At 47.0% G+C, this 17419-nt stretch carries 14 protein-coding genes and 2 pseudogenes; 9 read left to right on the forward strand and 7 right to left on the reverse strand.

The window, feature by feature from the left end; translation table 11 throughout:
- Both DXA74_RS14325 and DXA74_RS14330 read right to left on the reverse strand, forming a co-directional pair.
- Positions 1–1196 (reverse strand): site-specific integrase (locus DXA74_RS14325; RefSeq protein WP_147401140.1); only part of this gene is annotated, 1196 nt, incomplete at its 3' end.
- A gap of 31 nt (positions 1197–1227) precedes the next feature.
- Positions 1228–2457 carry a site-specific integrase gene (locus tag DXA74_RS14330; RefSeq protein ID WP_118528758.1) on the reverse strand — a complete coding sequence of 410 codons (1230 nt, stop codon included), beginning with the start codon at positions 2455–2457 and terminating at the stop codon, positions 1228–1230.
- 290 nt (positions 2458–2747) lie between these two features.
- On the opposite strand from DXA74_RS14330, the pseudogene DXA74_RS14335 reads away from it, so the two are divergent.
- From DXA74_RS14335 to DXA74_RS14345, 3 genes and pseudogenes are all read left to right on the forward strand, one after another.
- Positions 2748–2930 (forward strand): annotated as a pseudogene (locus DXA74_RS14335) (tyrosine-type recombinase/integrase); the annotation flags it as partial.
- Between the two features lie 44 nt (positions 2931–2974).
- Positions 2975–3388, forward strand: a complete 414-nt coding sequence (locus DXA74_RS14340) for a virulence RhuM family protein (protein WP_013617246.1) — start codon at positions 2975–2977, stop codon at positions 3386–3388.
- Between the two features lie 177 nt (positions 3389–3565).
- Complete coding sequence (locus tag DXA74_RS14345; RefSeq protein ID WP_118528760.1) at positions 3566–4507, forward strand: ComF family protein; 942 nt, start codon at positions 3566–3568, stop codon at positions 4505–4507.
- Between the two features lies 1 nt (position 4508).
- On the opposite strand, the gene DXA74_RS14350 is transcribed toward DXA74_RS14345, so the two are convergent.
- The 4 genes from DXA74_RS14350 to DXA74_RS14365 form a co-directional block, all read right to left on the reverse strand.
- A complete protein-coding gene (locus tag DXA74_RS14350; protein WP_118528762.1) occupies positions 4509–5405 on the reverse strand; it encodes a hypothetical protein in 897 nt (298 codons plus the stop codon).
- A 72-nt stretch (positions 5406–5477) separates the two neighbouring features.
- Complete coding sequence (locus tag DXA74_RS14355) at positions 5478–6536, reverse strand: putative phage abortive infection protein (protein ID WP_158576089.1); 1059 nt, start codon at positions 6534–6536, stop codon at positions 5478–5480.
- On the reverse strand, positions 6511–7002 hold the full coding sequence (locus DXA74_RS14360; RefSeq protein WP_118528766.1) for a hypothetical protein: 492 nt from the start codon (positions 7000–7002) through the stop codon (positions 6511–6513). Before DXA74_RS14360 ends, DXA74_RS14355 begins: the two co-directional genes overlap by 26 nt.
- The gene (locus tag DXA74_RS14365) at positions 7002–7817 is read right to left on the reverse strand and encodes a hypothetical protein (protein WP_118528768.1); all 816 of its coding nucleotides are present in this window, start codon (positions 7815–7817) and stop codon (positions 7002–7004) included. Before DXA74_RS14365 ends, DXA74_RS14360 begins: the two co-directional genes overlap by 1 nt.
- Before the next feature lie 158 nt (positions 7818–7975).
- Between DXA74_RS14365 and DXA74_RS14370 the strand changes: the two genes are divergently transcribed.
- From DXA74_RS14370 to DXA74_RS14385, 4 genes are all read left to right on the forward strand, one after another.
- Complete coding sequence (locus DXA74_RS14370; RefSeq protein WP_018709308.1) at positions 7976–8329, forward strand: helix-turn-helix domain-containing protein; 354 nt, start codon at positions 7976–7978, stop codon at positions 8327–8329.
- Positions 8313–8729 carry a helix-turn-helix domain-containing protein gene (locus tag DXA74_RS14375; RefSeq protein WP_118528776.1) on the forward strand — a complete coding sequence of 139 codons (417 nt, stop codon included), beginning with the start codon at positions 8313–8315 and terminating at the stop codon, positions 8727–8729. Before DXA74_RS14370 ends, DXA74_RS14375 begins: the two co-directional genes overlap by 17 nt.
- 178 nt (positions 8730–8907) lie before the next feature.
- Positions 8908–10728, forward strand: coding sequence for a DUF4099 domain-containing protein (locus DXA74_RS14380; protein WP_118528770.1), 1821 nt, complete (start codon positions 8908–8910; stop codon positions 10726–10728).
- Between the two features lie 147 nt (positions 10729–10875).
- Positions 10876–13011, forward strand: coding sequence for a type IA DNA topoisomerase (locus tag DXA74_RS14385; protein ID WP_118528772.1), 2136 nt, complete (start codon positions 10876–10878; stop codon positions 13009–13011).
- Between the two features lie 107 nt (positions 13012–13118).
- Here the strand turns inward: DXA74_RS14385 and DXA74_RS14390 are convergent, their stop codons facing one another.
- Positions 13119–13469, reverse strand: a complete 351-nt coding sequence (locus DXA74_RS14390; protein ID WP_005650118.1) for a hypothetical protein — start codon at positions 13467–13469, stop codon at positions 13119–13121.
- Positions 13470–13531: 62 nt separating this feature from the next.
- Between DXA74_RS14390 and DXA74_RS14395 the strand changes: the two genes are divergently transcribed.
- The gene (locus tag DXA74_RS14395; protein ID WP_118528774.1) at positions 13532–13981 is read left to right on the forward strand and encodes a DUF1896 family protein; all 450 of its coding nucleotides are present in this window, start codon (positions 13532–13534) and stop codon (positions 13979–13981) included.
- Positions 13971–17378: pseudogene (locus DXA74_RS16680) on the forward strand (N-6 DNA methylase); the annotation flags it as partial. The gene DXA74_RS14395 and the pseudogene DXA74_RS16680, both read left to right, overlap by 11 nt.
- Positions 17379–17419: the final 41 nt, after the last annotated feature.

The following is a 17419-nucleotide window of genomic DNA, read 5'->3' on the forward strand; positions in this document are numbered from 1 at the left end:
TGGTCAGTTTCTTTTGTTTCTCTGCGCTGCATCAGCTTGTCCATGTCCTTGGATATCTTGTCATCGGTGATGACGGCATAGACCTGGGTGCTTCGCAGGTTGGAATGCCCCATCATCTTGGCGATGCTTTCCATTGATATGCCCGAAGTAACCATGTTTACTCCGAATGTATGTCTTGCAACGTGTGCGGTAAGGTTCTCATTTATACCCAAAGCCACACCGAGTGAATGAAATTCAAACCACATGGAATCACGTGAAGAAAGAGGGAAAACAGGTTTGCTATCATCAGCTGTATTGTATAGCGACATTATTTGTTCAGCTATCGGGTGCAAGGGAATGAACGCTTCGTTGTTGGTCTTTGCTCTTTTCTCACGGATGTATTTTCTACCGTCTGCCGTCATCCCGATATGGTGTGGATACAGGTTACGTAAATCGACATAAGCCAAACCTGTAAGGCTGGAGAAAACAAACATTCTTCGTGCCAACTCCAAAGCCTTATCCTCCATAGGAGTCTCCATAATGAGCAGCAAGTCATTTCTGGATATATGTCTACGCTTTGGTGAGCCTTTCTTTTCATATCCGACATCTTCCAATGGATTGAATTTCAGCAGACCTCTGTCAACAGCGATATAAACCAAGCGTTGCAGCCAACAAAGATTATGGTTCGTATTGGATGCACTATACCCTTTGCCAATCAAGAACAACTTATAAGATTTGCCAAATTCCTCAGTCAAATCTTCAAATGCAATGTCATTCATTCCTCGTAACCCGATGAACTCTCGCAAGTTGAGCTGCGATGTCTTAGATTGGCGATAAGAAGATGTTGAGTTAATACGGATGGAGCGCAGCCTAAGGCGTTCACGCTCCTCCTCGCCAGTGGCAAGCAATGTCATCGGGATAGTATTTGCATCAACAATAACATTCTTCAGAATCTCGGCGGTAACGATGCCCTTTTCCTTTGTTGCCTGCTCGTAGGCTTCGTCAATTCTTAGTCTGAACGCTTGCAGTTGTCCGTTCACTCTTGCATTCTTGGCTTCACCTTTTTTCGTGTCCCATTCTTCGGGAGCACAGTAAAGACCAGTTGCTATGGCTGACACTTTGCCGTCAATCGTGATACGGCAAAATATAGATGTGGTTCCGTCTGCCTTTACTCTGCCACGGTTGATATAATAAAACTGCTTGTATGTACTTCTCATTGTTATGTTCCTTTCTTATTTTGTGATAATATTACAGGACAAACTTGAAGTCCTTGTTAGCTTCGATGAACTTGTCCATATCCTCAAATAGCTTTTTCGGGGTGACACGTGCATAGATTTGCGTGGTCTGAATGTTGTTGTGACCAAGCATTTTGCTGATAGTCTCTATCGGAACACCTTCTTCGAGCGTAACGAGCGATGCGAAACTGTGCCGTCCAACATGATAGACCAAATCCATACTTATGCCAGATAGTACTCGGAGACTTTTCATGTTACCTCTCAGCACTCGAAATTCCTGTGGCGGTAAAAGAGTAGGTCTTGTCGGGTCTTTGTATTTCTCCAACATGGCAAGCGCCTCTGGCAGTAACTTCACACGTGCAAGCATCTTGTTCTTCTTTCTGTGGTATTTCAGCCAAAGGCTGCCCTCCTCATCACGAAAGAGGTTTTCTTCCGTGATGGAAACCGTATCGGCATAAGCCGTGCCTGTATAGCAGGCGAAAAGAAAAAGGTCACGGGTCAAAGCCAACGATTTTCTTCGCTCTGGTATTTCGAGGTCACGAATTTTCAGGAAGTCCTCACGTGTCAATGCCTTTGGTGGATTCTCTTTCTTTTGAGGTAGCTTGAAGTGCATGAAATGATAACGCTCGGAGTGTCCTGCCTTGAAAGCTATTCGGCAGGTCTTCTTCAATATGGCGAGATAGTGGCGGACTGTATCAAGTGCAAGACCTCTCTCGTCCAAGCAAAAGTCCATGTACTCACGGATAAACTGCTCGTCAAGCTCACCGAATGCCACATCGTCAGTTCCATAACGCTTCTTGACGAACAATCCCAATGTCAGGCGAGTGTACTGGTAGTTTGGAAGCGTGCCTTTCTTGTAGTCGATGCCGATTCTTGACTCAATGTCCGCAATGATGGCGTCAAGCTGCTTCAACAAGGTCATCTGAGTGTCTGCACTGCATTGAAACAGATCCTTTATCGCCTTTGCGTCAAAATCCGTCTTGCGCTCCACAAGTGACTCGTAGGCTGAGTTTATTGCCAGCAACAGCTTGTCAATCTTGGCGTTCACTTCCACAGCCTCCTTGCTCTTGCCGTCAAGTCTGCTCTCACGTGGATTCCATAACTTTGGCGTACATGACAACTTGCAACCGAACTGCGCCATTGTTCGGTTGAGGGTGATGCGTCCCATGATGGGAGCCTTACCGTTCTTGTCCAATCCGCTCTTTTTAAGGTAGAGCAACACCTTGAATTTTTCAACTTTCATCTGCTTACTTTTTTAGTTTGCAAAAATAATCAATCAGTAAGCATTCTCCGTCATTGAAAGTTGTGCAGAACAGTGCAACAAACACTGGTGACAAACTATTTGTTTTTCACCTCGTTAGCAGTGTTGGTTTCGGTAACTGACCGCTAACGGTTTGGTAACTGAAATAACTCAATATCCTGCTCGGCTTTGCTTTTCAGACAATTGGCAGAATTATGAAATATTGCTCATTCTCAACCACTTGCAGTTCATTTCTCTCATCTTCACTTTCCGTTGCTTTTGCTTAAATTGTGCACCTGGCACGTCACACGTTTGCTACGACCACTACTCTGGCTAAAGGCGTGCCGATTGAAACGGTGTCGAAAATGCTGGGGCATACGAACATTGAAACGACGCAAATCTATGCCCGCATAACCAATGAGAAGATAAGAAAGGATATGGAGGTCCTTGCGGGAAAACTGGATGCCATGTTATGACCTCCATGCTGAGATTCCATATATAATGTATAAAAGCAACTATTATGGTGAGATTTGGCAATTTTGAAGTGGAATATAACCGCAATGCACCTGATAAGGTGAGCGTAAGGATAGAAACGGACGACAAGGGCGAGGTATGGTTGCCGAAATGCGACATCGCACGGGCGTATGGCGTGTTTGTACAGTCGGTAAATGCCGGACTGAAATCCCTTGCAAAAACCGGTGACTTTGATGAATACCGGGATGTGCGGGTGGAACATTTCACCTATAACGGAAAAAATTGCAGTGTGGACCTCTACAGTCTGGCAACCATCATTGCACTGGGATTCCGCATGAAGGGACTGAAATGCGAGGCATTCAGAAAGTGGGCTGCAAGACGGTTGGCAGAATCATTTGAAAAGAAGAAAAGTACGGTGATTCTTTGCATGAGCGGCGAAAAGAGAAACAGCTGGAACTGAAAGCCGCAGGATATGGCGGATATACGTGTCGGGATAGTCTCCCCTGTTCGGGAGGCTGTCCCGACACGTGTTTTATATAAGTTAAAAAATATAAAACCGCAAACGCGCTTATCCGTAAACCGATAATAATGTGTAACTTATGTCCCTCTTAAACCTGTAATTAAAGACAGAAACGGTATGGTGGAAGAATTTGACCTGCTTGAAGAGGTGGAAGTGCAGTTCTGCGATGAGGAATGCACGGAGTCGGTATGGCACGGAGTGAATTACAGCGAAAGCCTGTTCTGCAGGGAGAAACCGAAGTCGGAACTGACGGTAGTCATCAGAGAGGAAGGCATGATGTACTTCCTGACTGCGGACATAAAGGAGTTTGCCGGTCTGTGCCGGAAACACGGGTGGTACATCGTCTCGCACCAGCGGTTCAGCGAGGCGATGGAAATCGGCATGTGCCTGATGGAAGCCGGGAAACATGCGGGATGGTATTCGCTGGGCAGGTCGAAGGAATGGAATGCCATGATGAGGGATGTGCTGAACTTTACGTTTGAAAGGGAGAAGAAAATGGACTTCTACCCGTACGAAACGATGTTCAAGGGAGAAGTTCTTATAGACGGGTGCAGGTGTCACTACCTGCATGACTATTACCCAACGAAGATTGAAAAGACGAATGCACACCAAAAACGGGTAAGCAACCTGATATTCCGTTTTAAGGAAGGAGGACACTGTGGCGAGCTGGTCGCACGGATACTGGCACTGTGTCTGAAACATGCGGGATTCAACGGAAAGAAGGAAGACACGGTACTGATACCTATACCCGCATCAACAAGGGAAAGACAGCGGAAACGCTTCCCGGTGGTATGCTACTACCTGTCGGAATGGCTGGGCATTACGGACGGTTTCAAGGCCATCTGGATAGAGGAAGACCGCGAGCAACTGAAAGGAAAGGGAAAGGATAAGGACATACTGCGGAACCTGCAATTCACACGGCGGTATATCAGAGGAAAGAATGTTGTCCTGCTGGATGATGTACTCACGACCGGGGAGAGCTTCAGGCAACTGCAACGAAAGATGAAACAACTGGGGGCATTGTCGGTTATCGGGGTGTTTCTGGGGAAGACGGTGTGAGTCAGTCGTATTTCATTTTCAAAAGTTGCCCTAATTCACTGTCTTTAAAGTTTGGGGTACTTTTTATTCGAGATACAATCTGTTGTGCTGCTTTAGATGAAACTGGATTTTTTTCAATCAGAGATTTCTGTAAATCCGACCGTTCAAAAAGACACTCTATAATGCGGTTGTCATTTATTGTCCAATCTTCGATGAACGTCGTTTTTTCATATTCTGGTAGATTATTAACCAAGTATCCATATTCAAAGTCACCACTAGTTGAAGGCAATAAATCTGCAAAAAATATAAAGTTTGGGCACTTGCAAAAAAAGGCACAATTAATCATTATATCTAAGTTGTCTGTAATAACTCCAAAATCACAACTTCTTTTTAAATAAAATAGTAAATCAGCATTATCGGAAAATTCTGAGATGATATTATCAAAAGTTGCAATATAAATATTGGAATATATCTCAGGAATATCCCCTCCATTCAAATATTGCTTCCATTCTTTTTCTGCATCTATAACCAAGTCATAAATCTGTTTGTTTTTAAAGGCACTTTGAAAATTATCAGGGTGAAGATGCATTAAATAATGGATGGAACGCCATAATAAGGATACTGAGAAATAAAATAATTCATTTCTCATCTTTATTGGCTGAATGATTGTTTTTTGTTTATTATGATAATAATCAAACACGTTTTCTTTAAACCATTTTTCTTGTTTTGAAAATAATAGTTCTGCCTTATTTCCCAAAAGAGGAATTTTAATACCGTCTTTATGCTCTAATTTAGGATTATAAGTAGAACGAAAATAGCAGCCTCCTTTTTTCTTTAAATCAGCATAAAAGAATTTTGGTATGATATGTGAGGCTTTTAAATCAGTTACTTCTCCTGTTAGTGCACAAAATTTATTCATGTCTATTGATTTATATATTTTTCAATGTATAGCTTTTATAATACTGTTAGTAACAATATGTGTTGTAACTGGTTAAGTATATTTTGCTTCTAAAATACTTCTTTCTCTTGGAATTGTTATAGAAGCTTCAAAATTTATATTGGGATAAAATTTTATAGGAGAATATTTATCTTCTTCCCCCAATGGAATATTTTTAATGAAATTATATTTTGTAATAAGTTTATCATTTATATTGTTGGCATTATACTCCCATTCAGCCCCTAAATCACTTATTGTATCATAGAATAATAACTTTTCTTCTGTATTAGACATCTGACATCTTAAAATCTTTATATATTCATATTTCTCCATATAATGTAAAAACCGCTGCTTATTCACATATTTTACGCACTGAAATAGTGTTCTAAAATAATTACCACTTTCATGTTGAAATCCTGTGTAATATTTGTTGTCATTATTTATAATATTTGAATATTCAATAGGACCATGATATATTGCTATATTGTTACTGCCATTTATCCTTAAACGAAAACTTTTTAAAATATCATTTATGACATCTTCATTATATTTTTTCAGATACCTATTTTTCAAAAGATTGTATCCATATTTCTTTACGCCAAAGAAAACAATCAAAAAACTAATATTAATAATGGTACGCTCTTTTAACAACTCTTTCCATTTATTTTGGTCTTTATTGAATTCATTAATATCAGCGTATACAGTATCAATTTCTGCACCACTAATAATCTCATCTACAATTACTATAGCTTCTTCAATCTGTTTAACAAAGAACTCCATAAACTCAATAGACAAATCCTGATTAGGATTTTTATTGAGCAGTGAATTGGCTTTTTCTCTATTAAATTTTATCAATTCAAAATATTTGCTTTCAAAATTTTGAATTTGAAACTGCCTTCCTTGTTCTTTCAGAGTCTGATATAAATAATAAATACTTATAAAGGCTGCTATACCACCCAGAAATGAACCATATTTATCCAAATAATCTGCATCAAATAACCAACTTAAACCAGTTTGAATAATCAAAGTTATTGCAGCATAAATTAATAGTAATATGGTTATGCCTAAAATAATATATTCTATTCGTTTACAGTTCCTGAAAATTAATTTCATGAGCATTAGCTTGAATTATAGTTAATTGTGATTTTCTCTTTGCCGAATGACCTTGGATACTCATAGACATATAAGAATTAGAAGAAAATCCATACAATTTTTCCATCTTCTTTATTACGTTGTCTACATTTGTATCAATAATAAATATAGGTTTAGATATACATTCATGTAATATACTATTAAAGTGCTCATCAGATTTATTGAATGAATAACCTACAATAATAATTTTGTCTGCTTCTTTCATTTTTTGCTCTGCTTTATACCATGTTTGAATAAAGGTCTTAGAAAGCACAGGTTTAATTTTTATTGGTGGCAAAAACTCAGGAATAGAATACTTTATATTATCCTCCTCAAAGTTTATATTGGGAGTTAATTGGTTTTCAATAAATGAAATAATATCTAATGAGCAATATTCTTGATCTTCAATTTTTATTTCTGTTTTATTCTGGATATCTACATAATTCATCAAATTACCATGAAAATATAATGCAGGATAGTCCTTTCCTTTTGTAAAGAAATATGCAAATGAAGAGTAGTTAAAAGTAACAATCTGCCAATCTTCCGGAATCTTAGAATATACGGGAAACTCATGCATTCGTTCACTATATGTTGTATATATATCATTTTCCTTCTTTTTAAATATACCCACAACATCCATGATATATAAATGTAATTTTTTATAGATGCTGGCTTGTCTATATAAAAACCGATAAAATAATTCATCAACAAATCTTCAATATCTAATAAATTATGATATACGTGTTTTAATATAGGATGATTAGGCTCTTGCATACTTCTTTCCAAAATCTGTCTCATAACACTTTTAAAGGTGTCAGTATATACTAATTTTGAAAAATCGATAATTGATTCATCTGTAACGGCAAAGTTTTCTCCAAAAACCTCTTCAATTAATTCAGCAGTTTCTTGATCCAATGTAGCCCCTGTTTTCATTGATTCTACCTTATTCATAATAGCAACAATCAATTGACCCATTTTTTGGTTTTCAGGACTCAATGTGTTATCATTAGTAAGAACAGTTTGTACCCCCTCTTTAATTTTAGTAATTTCTCTACCAAAATCTTGTACAAATCTTTCTATTGTATCTTTTATAAGTTTGTCAAAATGAAATCTTAATGATGGAATAATATTACGTAGCTTCTCATCTATTTCTCGTCCATCATTTTTTATAAAATCATTAATTTGAGGAATAAGTTCATTTGTCAATGGCATTTCAATACCAGATGTTGCATCTACTCCAGCTCCTAAAACTATAACTGTCATATTTGATATTTTAAATTTCTTGCAAAGATAATGATAATAAACAACTTATAAGAAAATCAGGAAGGAAAACGAGGAAAATCATTCCCTACTATGGAAATACTATGGATTGTGCCTGCGCGGAGTTGCGCACCTTTGCAGCGTAACCAATACGGAAGGATATGGAAATAATAACGATGGACAATGAGGTCGTGAAGACGATGATGGAGAAGATAGACCGCATAGCGGACTATGTTTTCAAGAAAGACAATGTGCCGAAGGAGGAAGCGGAAATCCTGCTGACGAGCGAGGAGGCGGCGGACCTGCTGAAAATCAGCACGAGGACACTGCAACGGATGCGAAAGGACAAGACTATTCCCTACATGATGGTGAGAAGCAAGTGCCGGTACAGACTGACGGATCTGGAGGAATGCGTGAGACGGAAAATCGTACACTGCAATCCCAAGACGCTGGAGGAGTTCAAGCATAACTACCTGATGACAAGAAAGGAGGCGGATGATGGAAGGGATTGGTAAGGATGTGTTCGAGGAATGGATGAAGCGCCTCATGGAACGGATTGACCGGCTGGACAGCATCATATCGGTGCTGATAAACAAGGAAGCGGCGGGCGTGAAGTACATGGACGGAGAACGGCTGTATGACAATCAGGACCTGTGCGAGATGCTGAGAACGAGCAAACGGTCGCTACAGCGGTTCCGCAGCGAATACGGACTGCGTTACCAGAAAATCAGCCGCAAGACCTACTACAAGGAATCGGACGTGCTGGAGTTTATCAGCCGGAACATGGAAGAGGTGACGCAGGACGGCAAAAAGGTGCTGAAAGTGAAGGAAGGAACGGGAAAGAAAGCTCCGAGCAAAACGGCGAAAGGGAAAAAAGGAGGCAGAAGGAATACCGGGACTGAAAAGCGTACGTGAAACGGAGGCGAAAAGAGAAACCGGAAGTGGATGGTGAACCGGATGTAAACGGGAAGCTGAGGGTATGTCTGATGCAAACCGGGACTGTAAGGTGAACGGGAAACCGGAACAAAAAGAAAAACAGACCTGCACGGGAATACCGGCGGGACTATGATCAAACAATAAAAAAAATCAATCAATGGAACAGAAAAAGAAAAAGCAAGAGGATGTACTGGTCGTCCGCGACGAGAAGACGGGCGAAATCAGTGTGGTTGCCGGACTGGATGCCAGGGGCTATCCCAAGAGGGCACAGGCAAAGGCGGAACACTCGCAGGAGTTTTTGCGCTTTGACCGCCACGGGGATGCGATAGACAATTTCATGAGAAATTTCTACCGTCAGTGTAAGGAGCCGACGCGATTCGGTTTCTACAGGGTGGCAGCGGACACGGTGGAAGCTCTGCTTCCGGTTATCAAGGACCTGCTGAAAGACCCAGTGGCGAATGCTGACCTGCTCGCACCGCATAAAGTGGATACATCGGCGTACCAGCAGGCTGAGGAACAGCAGACTACAGAGGAGGCGAAAAAAGAAAATGCCGAAACGGAGACTGAAGAACAACAGACTGCGGAGGAGGTGAAAAGAGAAAATACTGAAACGGAGACTGAGGAACAGCAGGCTGCGGAGGAGATGAAAAGAGAAAATGCCGAAACGGAGGCTGAGGAACAGCAGGCTGAGGAGGAGGTGAAAAAAGAAAATACGGAAGAAAACAATGTGGAACAGAAAACGGACGAGAAAATGAAAGAAATGAAACAGAAAAATCAGGAACAGCAGCCGCAGGCAGCGGAAACGCAGACGGCACAGGGACAACAGCCCGCACAGGAAGGGCAAGCGCAGGCAAAACCGGAGAAACCGAACCTGATTGCGGACAGCGATGTGGACTGGAAGGAACTGGAGCAGTTCGGTGTGAAAAGGGAAAACCTGTCTGAAAAGGACATGAAAGCCCTGATGAACTACGGGAAGACAAGGCTGGTGACGGTGGAACCGGTGCTGGGCGGAGAACGCTATGAGTTGCAAGCCCGACTCTCGTTGCAGAAAGCGGAAGACGGAAAGCTGAAACTTACCCCCCACTTCGTACGCCATGAGCCGAGACTCGACGTGCCATACAACGGCTATACATTCACGGACGAGGACAAGCAGGCACTGAAACAGACGGGTAACCTGGGCAAGCTGGTTAACGTTGCCGATACGAAGACCGGAGAGATGCGCTTGGCGTACGTAAGCATCGACCGACTGACGAATGAGATAGTGGACGTGCCAACGAACAAAGTGCGCATCCCGAACCGGATCGGACTGACGGAACTGTCGAAGGCGGAACAGGAAATCCTGCGTGCGGGGCTGGCACTGCCCAAGGAGGTGACACTGAAGGGCGGGCGCAAGTTCGAGGCCATGCTGCAGGTGAACGCTGACAAGCGCGACGTGGAGTTTGTGCCGGAGCATCTGTGGCAAGGACAGTCGCAGCGACGCGGAAACGGACAGGAGAAAAAACAGAAAAGCCCGGAAGCCTCGGATGCTACCGGACAGCAGCAGAAGGAAGACGGGAATCAGGAGAACGGACAGCGGCGCAACCGCTCGTGGACGAACGAGGACGGAAGCATACGTCCGATAGGCAAATGGAAGGACGACAAATTCACGGAACAGCAGAAGGCGGACTATGTGGCGGGTAAGGTCGTGGTGCTTGCCAACGCGAAGGATGACAAGGGACAGCCCTGCACAAAATACCTGAAGTTCGACCGTGAGAAAGGCAGACCGCTGACCTATTCGGAAAACCCTGACCTGGCACAGACCGTTGCCCCGTCGAACGAGAGCCGCACACAGCTTGCGGTGAACAACGAGGGCAAGACGAACGAGGCCACCAGACATGTGAAGGAGCCGCTTCAGCAGGGACAGACCGCACCGAAGGACGACGCCCAGAAACAACAGCAGGAAAAACCGAAGAAGAGCAAAGGCATGAAGGTATCCTGAGTGCCACCACTAAATCCATTACAAGAGAATAAACAACGGATTGAAACGGGGCCTCATGCGCCATGTACCGCATATCCCACGGATAACCGGCGTACCCCGTTCCACTCCACAAGGAACAAAAGTATCAATGATTAAAACAGAAAATGTATGATTACCATATTGGCAGAAAAACCGAGCGTGGCACGTGAGATAGCACGCATCGCCGGAGCAACAAGAAAGGAAGAAGGATTTTATACAGGAAACGGATACCATGTGACATGGGCACTGGGGCATCTGGTACAACCTGCCCTGCCTGAGGGCTACGGTTTCAAGGGATTCAGCAGGGACAGCCTGCCGGTGATACCGGAGGAGTTCATGCTGATACCACGCCAGGTAAAGACGGACAAGGGCTACAAGGCGGACGCGGCAGCGGTGAAACAGATAAAAGTGATTACGAAACTGTGGAACGAGAGCGACGGCATAATAGTGGCAACGGACTGCGCACGCGAAGGGGAACTGATATTCAGATACCTGTATGCCTATACGGGCTGTACGCTGCCCTTCCGCCGCCTGTGGATAAGCTCGCTTACGGACACCGCCATCCGCAAGGGATTGAAGGAACTGAAGGACGGGCATGAATATGATGACCTGTATCTGGCGGCAAAGGCACGCAGCGAGGCGGACTGGCTGGTGGGCATCAACGGCACGCAGGCACTGACCGTAGCCGCCGGACGGGGCACGTATTCGGTAGGACGCGTACAGACACCCACGCTGGGTATGGTCTGCAAGAGGTACTGGGAGAACAGACGCTTTACGCCGGAACCGGTACACCAGCTGCATTTCTCGGTGACACCGGCGGGTACGGATACGATAGTGAAGTTCTCCTCGGTAAAGAAATGGCAGGATAAGGAAGAGGCGGCTGCATCATACAATAAGGTAAAGGCGAAGATGTGCGCCACCGTCACCAAGGTGGAAAAGAAGGAGAAGGTGGAGAACCCGCCGCTGCTGTACGACCTGACCACACTGCAGAAGGAGGCGAACACGAAACATGGATTCACGGCGGAACAGACGCTGGAGCTGGTGCAGAAGCTCTATGAAGCGAAGCTCGTCACCTATCCGAGAACATCGAGCCGCCATATTCCGGAAGATGTGTTTGCTGAAATACCGCTGCTGTTTGAACGGCTGGCAGGACACTCCGCCCTTGCGGAGAAAATCAGGGAACTGGGAGAACTGAACCGCCGTTGTGTGGATGCCTCGAAAGTGACTGACCACCATGCCCTGCTGGTGACACCCAACCGCCCGCTTGCCCTGTACAAGAACGAGCAGATCATCTACGACATGATTGTCGGACGCATGGTAGAGGCATTTTCGGAGGAATGTGTGAAGGATACGGCTACCGTAGTAGCGGAGGTGGTGCCGGACGCAGGCGAAAGATGCGAGAGCCTGACATTTGAGGCGAAAGGCTGCATCGTGCGCAAGGCAGGCTGGCGCGGCGTGTACGGAGAGTACGGCGAGGACAGCGGCAATACGGCATTGCTGGACTGGGCAGAAGGTGACACACTGGTGATGGCAGGATGCTCGATGAGTTCGGGCATGACCCGACCGAAACCGCTGCATACGGAAAGTTCGCTGCTGGCAGCGATGGAGACCGCCGGACGCGATGATGTGGAGGATGAGGAGGCACGCCAGGCCCTAAAGGACTGCGGTATCGGCACACCCGCCACACGTGCCGCAATCATCGAAACGCTGCTCAGAAGGGAATACATGGTGCGTGTGAAGAAATCACTGGTGCCGACGGAGAAAGGGCTTGCCCTGTATTCCATTGTCAAGGAGATGGACATCGCCAATGTGGAGATGACCGGACGCTGGGAAGCGGAACTGGCAAAGATAGAACAGGGAAAGACACCGCATGAGGCTTTTATGAGGGACATAGAAAGCTATACCCGCAAGATTACCACGGACCTGCTTGCGTGTGACCGTATTTTCGGGCACAAGGCATCGGGCTGTACCTGCCCCAAATGCGGCACGGGCACGATGCAGTTCTACGGCAAGGTTGTGCGCTGCGACAATCCGGAGTGCCTGCTACCCGTGTTCCGCCAGATAGCGGGCAAGACACTCACCGACGAGGAAATGACCGGTCTGTTGACGGAAGGAAAGACGGCGATGCTCGGCGGGTTCAAGAGCAAGCAAGGCAAGCTCTTCAGCGCTGCAGTAACTTTTGATGCGGAGTTCAATACGAAGCTGGTGTTTGCGGAGAGTAAAGGCGAAAGAAAAGGTACGAAAACGAAAGGAAGAAGAAAATAATGAGTAATTTTGCCACTGATTCATGTCATAATCTGTTTCAACCTGGTTGTACTTTTTATTTACATGGATTTAGTGGTGGCACCCGGAGGGATACCGGGTGCCTTTTTCTAATCTTCCATCCAGCGATATTTGCGCGTGTATCCACCCTCCGTTTCAAAAATGCGGTCATCATCTGATAATACGCTTTTCAATATATGTCCAGCATCTTTGGCTGCTTGCTCAAAAGCGTAATCATGAGGTTTGCCAGCATTTATGTAACGGAAATACAATACTCCAAGTGGATAATGTTCCCAATAATAATTATCTCCACCGATAAAATCTCTTGCTGAGAACCATTCTCCCTTGCGATTTTTACACCAGCAATAAACGGCTCCTTGTAAAAAATCTCTTATACGCTGCATGTCGCTTGCGCTGATTCCATGAACAACTTTAATGGTTGTATTATCTCCTTTAAGCATATGGTTTTATATAAAAATTCTAATTGCAAAGTTATCAATAAATCCACTAAATCCATCATAAAATGAAACAGAACAAGAAAACCGCTCCGGCGGAGCTGTCCTACTACGGGCTGTATCTGCTGGACTATCTGAGAAAATATCATCCGGACAAAGTATCAGACACCCCATTCATTACTGGAAGGGAGGAAGCCGCCTCGGAAACATTCGAGAAGGAAAGGACGGCGGGAAGTACGGTGGAAGCCGCACAGGAGGAAGCCATGCGCGTCCTGCTCGAAGGGTTGCACTTCTCCCCCTACGCACTGTTGCTTGAGGTGGTGGAAAACGAGTTTTCCGAAGAGGTGCAGGAACAGGAACGCGAGGCGTTCTGCCGGGAGATATTCCCGCATCTGAAAAACCTGTTTGCCGGCTATCCCACAACGGACGACACATTCGCCCTGTCGCCCGAACACGACCTGCTCTATACGGAGCTGACGGGTGCGATAATGCTTTATCTGGAGGCTTATGGCGTTTAACAAGAAGCAGAGGCTCAGGGAAAACATCGAGGCGATACGGACGGCATTCACAATGGAGAAGGAACAGCGTACGCCCACCGCACGGGAAAGGGCGCTGTTGGAGAGGTACTGCGGCTTCGGGGGACTGAAGTGCATACTGAATCCCGCCAGGGAACTGACGGATGCCGTACACTGGGCGAAATCAGACCTCGAACTGTTTGCCCCGACGGTGGAGCTGCACCGTCTGATACGTGAGAACAGCCGGGACGAAACGGAGTACAGGCGGTATGTGGACTCGCTGAAGGCATCGGTACTGACGGCATTCTATACGCCGCAGGCCATTGCGGACACCATAGCGGACGTGCTGCACGACCGCAAGGTACGCCCAAGGCTGGTGCTGGAGCCGTCGGCAGGTATGGGCGCGTTCATCAGCCCAGTATTGTCGAACAATCCGCAGGCGGAGGTGATGGCATTTGAGAAAGACCTGCTGACGGGCAAGATGCTCGGACACCTGTACCCGCAGCAGAAGATACGCACGGAGGGTTTCGAGAAAATAGAAAAGCCGTTTCTGAACCATTTTGACCTTGCCATCTCCAATATCCCTTTCGGGGATTTCGGAGTGTTCGATGCGGAGTTCAGCCGCAGCGCATCCTTCGGCAGACGTTCGGCACAGAAAGCCATCCATGACTATTTCTTTCTGAAAGGTCTGGATGCGGTGCGTGACGGCGGCATCGTGGCGTTCGTCACCTCGCAGGGGGTGCTGAACAGTTCGAGGGTTTCCGTCAGGAACGAAATGTTCAGCAAAGCGAATCTGGTATCGGCAATACGACTGCCCAACAACCTGTTTACCGACAATGCAGGCACGGAAGCCGGCAGCGACCTGATCATCCTGCAAAAAGACCTGCAAAAGAAGGGACTGACACAGGAGGAACGGGTTATGACCATCATACAGACGGAACATAACGGCGGACTGACGGACAACGCCTATTTCGCCTACCACACGGAACGTATCATACATACCGATGCGAAGAGGGGTACCGACCCGTACGGAAAACCGGCGATGGTATATACGCACAGCGGAGGTGTGGAGGGTATTGCCATAGACCTGTACAGGATGCTGTCGGAAGACCTGTCTGCACGGCTGGACATGGAACGCTACAACGGCATGGGGCATGAAAGAGAGGATGTGCGGCAGAACATTGCTGTACAGACCGAAGGTATTGAGGCGAAAAGAAAAAATACCCATCCGGTTGCGGGTGAGCTGGAGGAGGTGAAAAGAGAAAATTCCACCTCTGTTGCGGGTGTAACGGACGGGACAAAAAAGGAAGAAAACAGTGTGCACCCGAAAGCGCAAGCCATGACCGGCATGTCGCAGGAAGCACCAGGCAGACAGATGGGAGGGACGGTAATGGACCTGTATGACCTGTTCGGTTATACGCAGGAGGAAAGACGGATGGCTGAACAGGGCCTGAAACCGGACAGAAAGAAAGGGGGAAAGTACAAAGGGAAGAAACCCGTGCAGCCGACACTGTTCTCCCTGCCAGTGGAGGATACGGGAAGGACAACGGACAAGGGAAATGCGGAAGCGGTTGCCGGCATCAGCCCGGAAGAGGTACGCGAAATGGACGAAATCATACGCGGCGGAACGGATGCGCCGACGGCTGCCGAAACGGAGGCGGCTGTCCCGACAACAGAAAAGACGGGACCCGGCACCGCAACGGAAGAATCCTATGACCCGGAAGATGAAGTGTACCGCAGTCTGGACTGGGAAACGAACCCGCCCATCAACGGATTCTATGAAATGATGATGTACCTCACGCCGGAACGACGTGCGGAACTGCGCCGGCTGGGAAAGACTAAGATGGAAGCCAACACCGCCAGACAAGCGGCCGGAACAACGGAGGCGAAAAGAGAAAAAGCCGATGCAGGGAAAACGGCGGAAACGCAGGATACGACTGCTACGGTAGTCTATCCGGTGGAAAACGGATTCGAGGCGGAAAGGAAGCGCCGGATTGCGGAGGTGGAAGAAGCCATGCGCCGTGAGGAAGCCGCCCTGACACCGGAAGAACGGCAGCGCAAACGGGAGGAGGAAATGATGCCGCGCCCGTTCAAGGGCATACTGGAGCCGCACCTGAAGGACGGCTCGCTGGCATGGGAATACACGGCAGGCGTACGATTTCAGGTGGGCGTACTGAAGGATGTCACCCGTTACGGCGCCACATTCCAGCCGCTGGACATGGACGGGATGCAGGTACAGAAGGCACAGCTATACATAGACCTGCGCAACACCTATGAGCGGCTCTATGCCTACGAAGCGGAAAAGCACGAGGAGAACGAAATGCTGCGCCGCCACCTGAACACCTACTATGACGAGTTCGTGATGCGTTACGGTTGCCTGAACGCCAAGCAGAACGTGAAGCTGCTGATGATGGACGCTTCGGGACGCAACATGCTGGCACTGGAACGCAGCGAGGGCGGCACGATGGTGAAGGCGGACATATTCGACCGCCCCGTTTCCTTTTCGCAGGAAACGGCAGTCGCCGCGGAATCGCCGGAGGAAGCCCTGTCCGCCTCGCTGAACATGTATGGCGGAGTAAACCTGCCCTACATGGAATCCATCTGCGACATGCCGCAGGCGGACATGCTGGAGGCACTGAAAAGACGGGTATTCTACAACCCACTGGCAGAGGGCTACGAGATAGCCGACCGCTTCATAGCCGGGAATGTGGTACAGAAGGCCGCCGATGTGGAGGAATGGATAAGCGGACACGGGGAGCACGGGATGCTGCCGCAGGCAAGGGAGTCGCTGGAAGCGCTGAAAGAAGCCATGCCGGAACAGATTCCGTTTGAGGAACTGGACTTCAACTTCGGGGAACGATGGATACCCACGGGCGTGTATGCCGCCTACATGAGCCGTTTGTTTGACACGGACGTGCGGATAAGCTACTCGGAGAGTCTTGACGAGTATTCGGTGGCGTGCGGCCACAGGACGATGAAAATCACCGACGAGTTTCTGGTGAAGGGGTACTACCGCCACTATGACGGGATGCACCTGCTGAAACACGCCCTGCACAACACCTGCCCCGACATGATGAAGAAGGTCGGCGAGGACGAGAACGGGAACGACATAAAGGTGCGGGACAGCGAGGGCATACAACTGGCGAACGCGAAGATTGACGAAATCAGAAACGGATTTACGGAATGGCTGGAAGAGCAGTCGCCGGAGTTCAAGAAACGGCTGACGGACATGTACAACAATAAGTTCAACTGTTTCGTGCGACCGAAATATGACGGCTCGCACCAGAAATTTCCGGAACTGAATCTGAAAGGACTGGGAATCACAGACCTGTACCCCAGCCAGAAGGACTGCATCTGGATGCTGAAACAGAACGGCGGAGGAATAGCCGACCACGAGGTGCTGCGCCCATAAGGGCATACTGTAAATGTAGGTTTGGCAAC

It is taken from the genome of Bacteroides sp. OF04-15BH (assembly GCF_003477995.1).
Lineage (GTDB): Bacteria > Bacteroidota > Bacteroidia > Bacteroidales > Bacteroidaceae > Paraprevotella.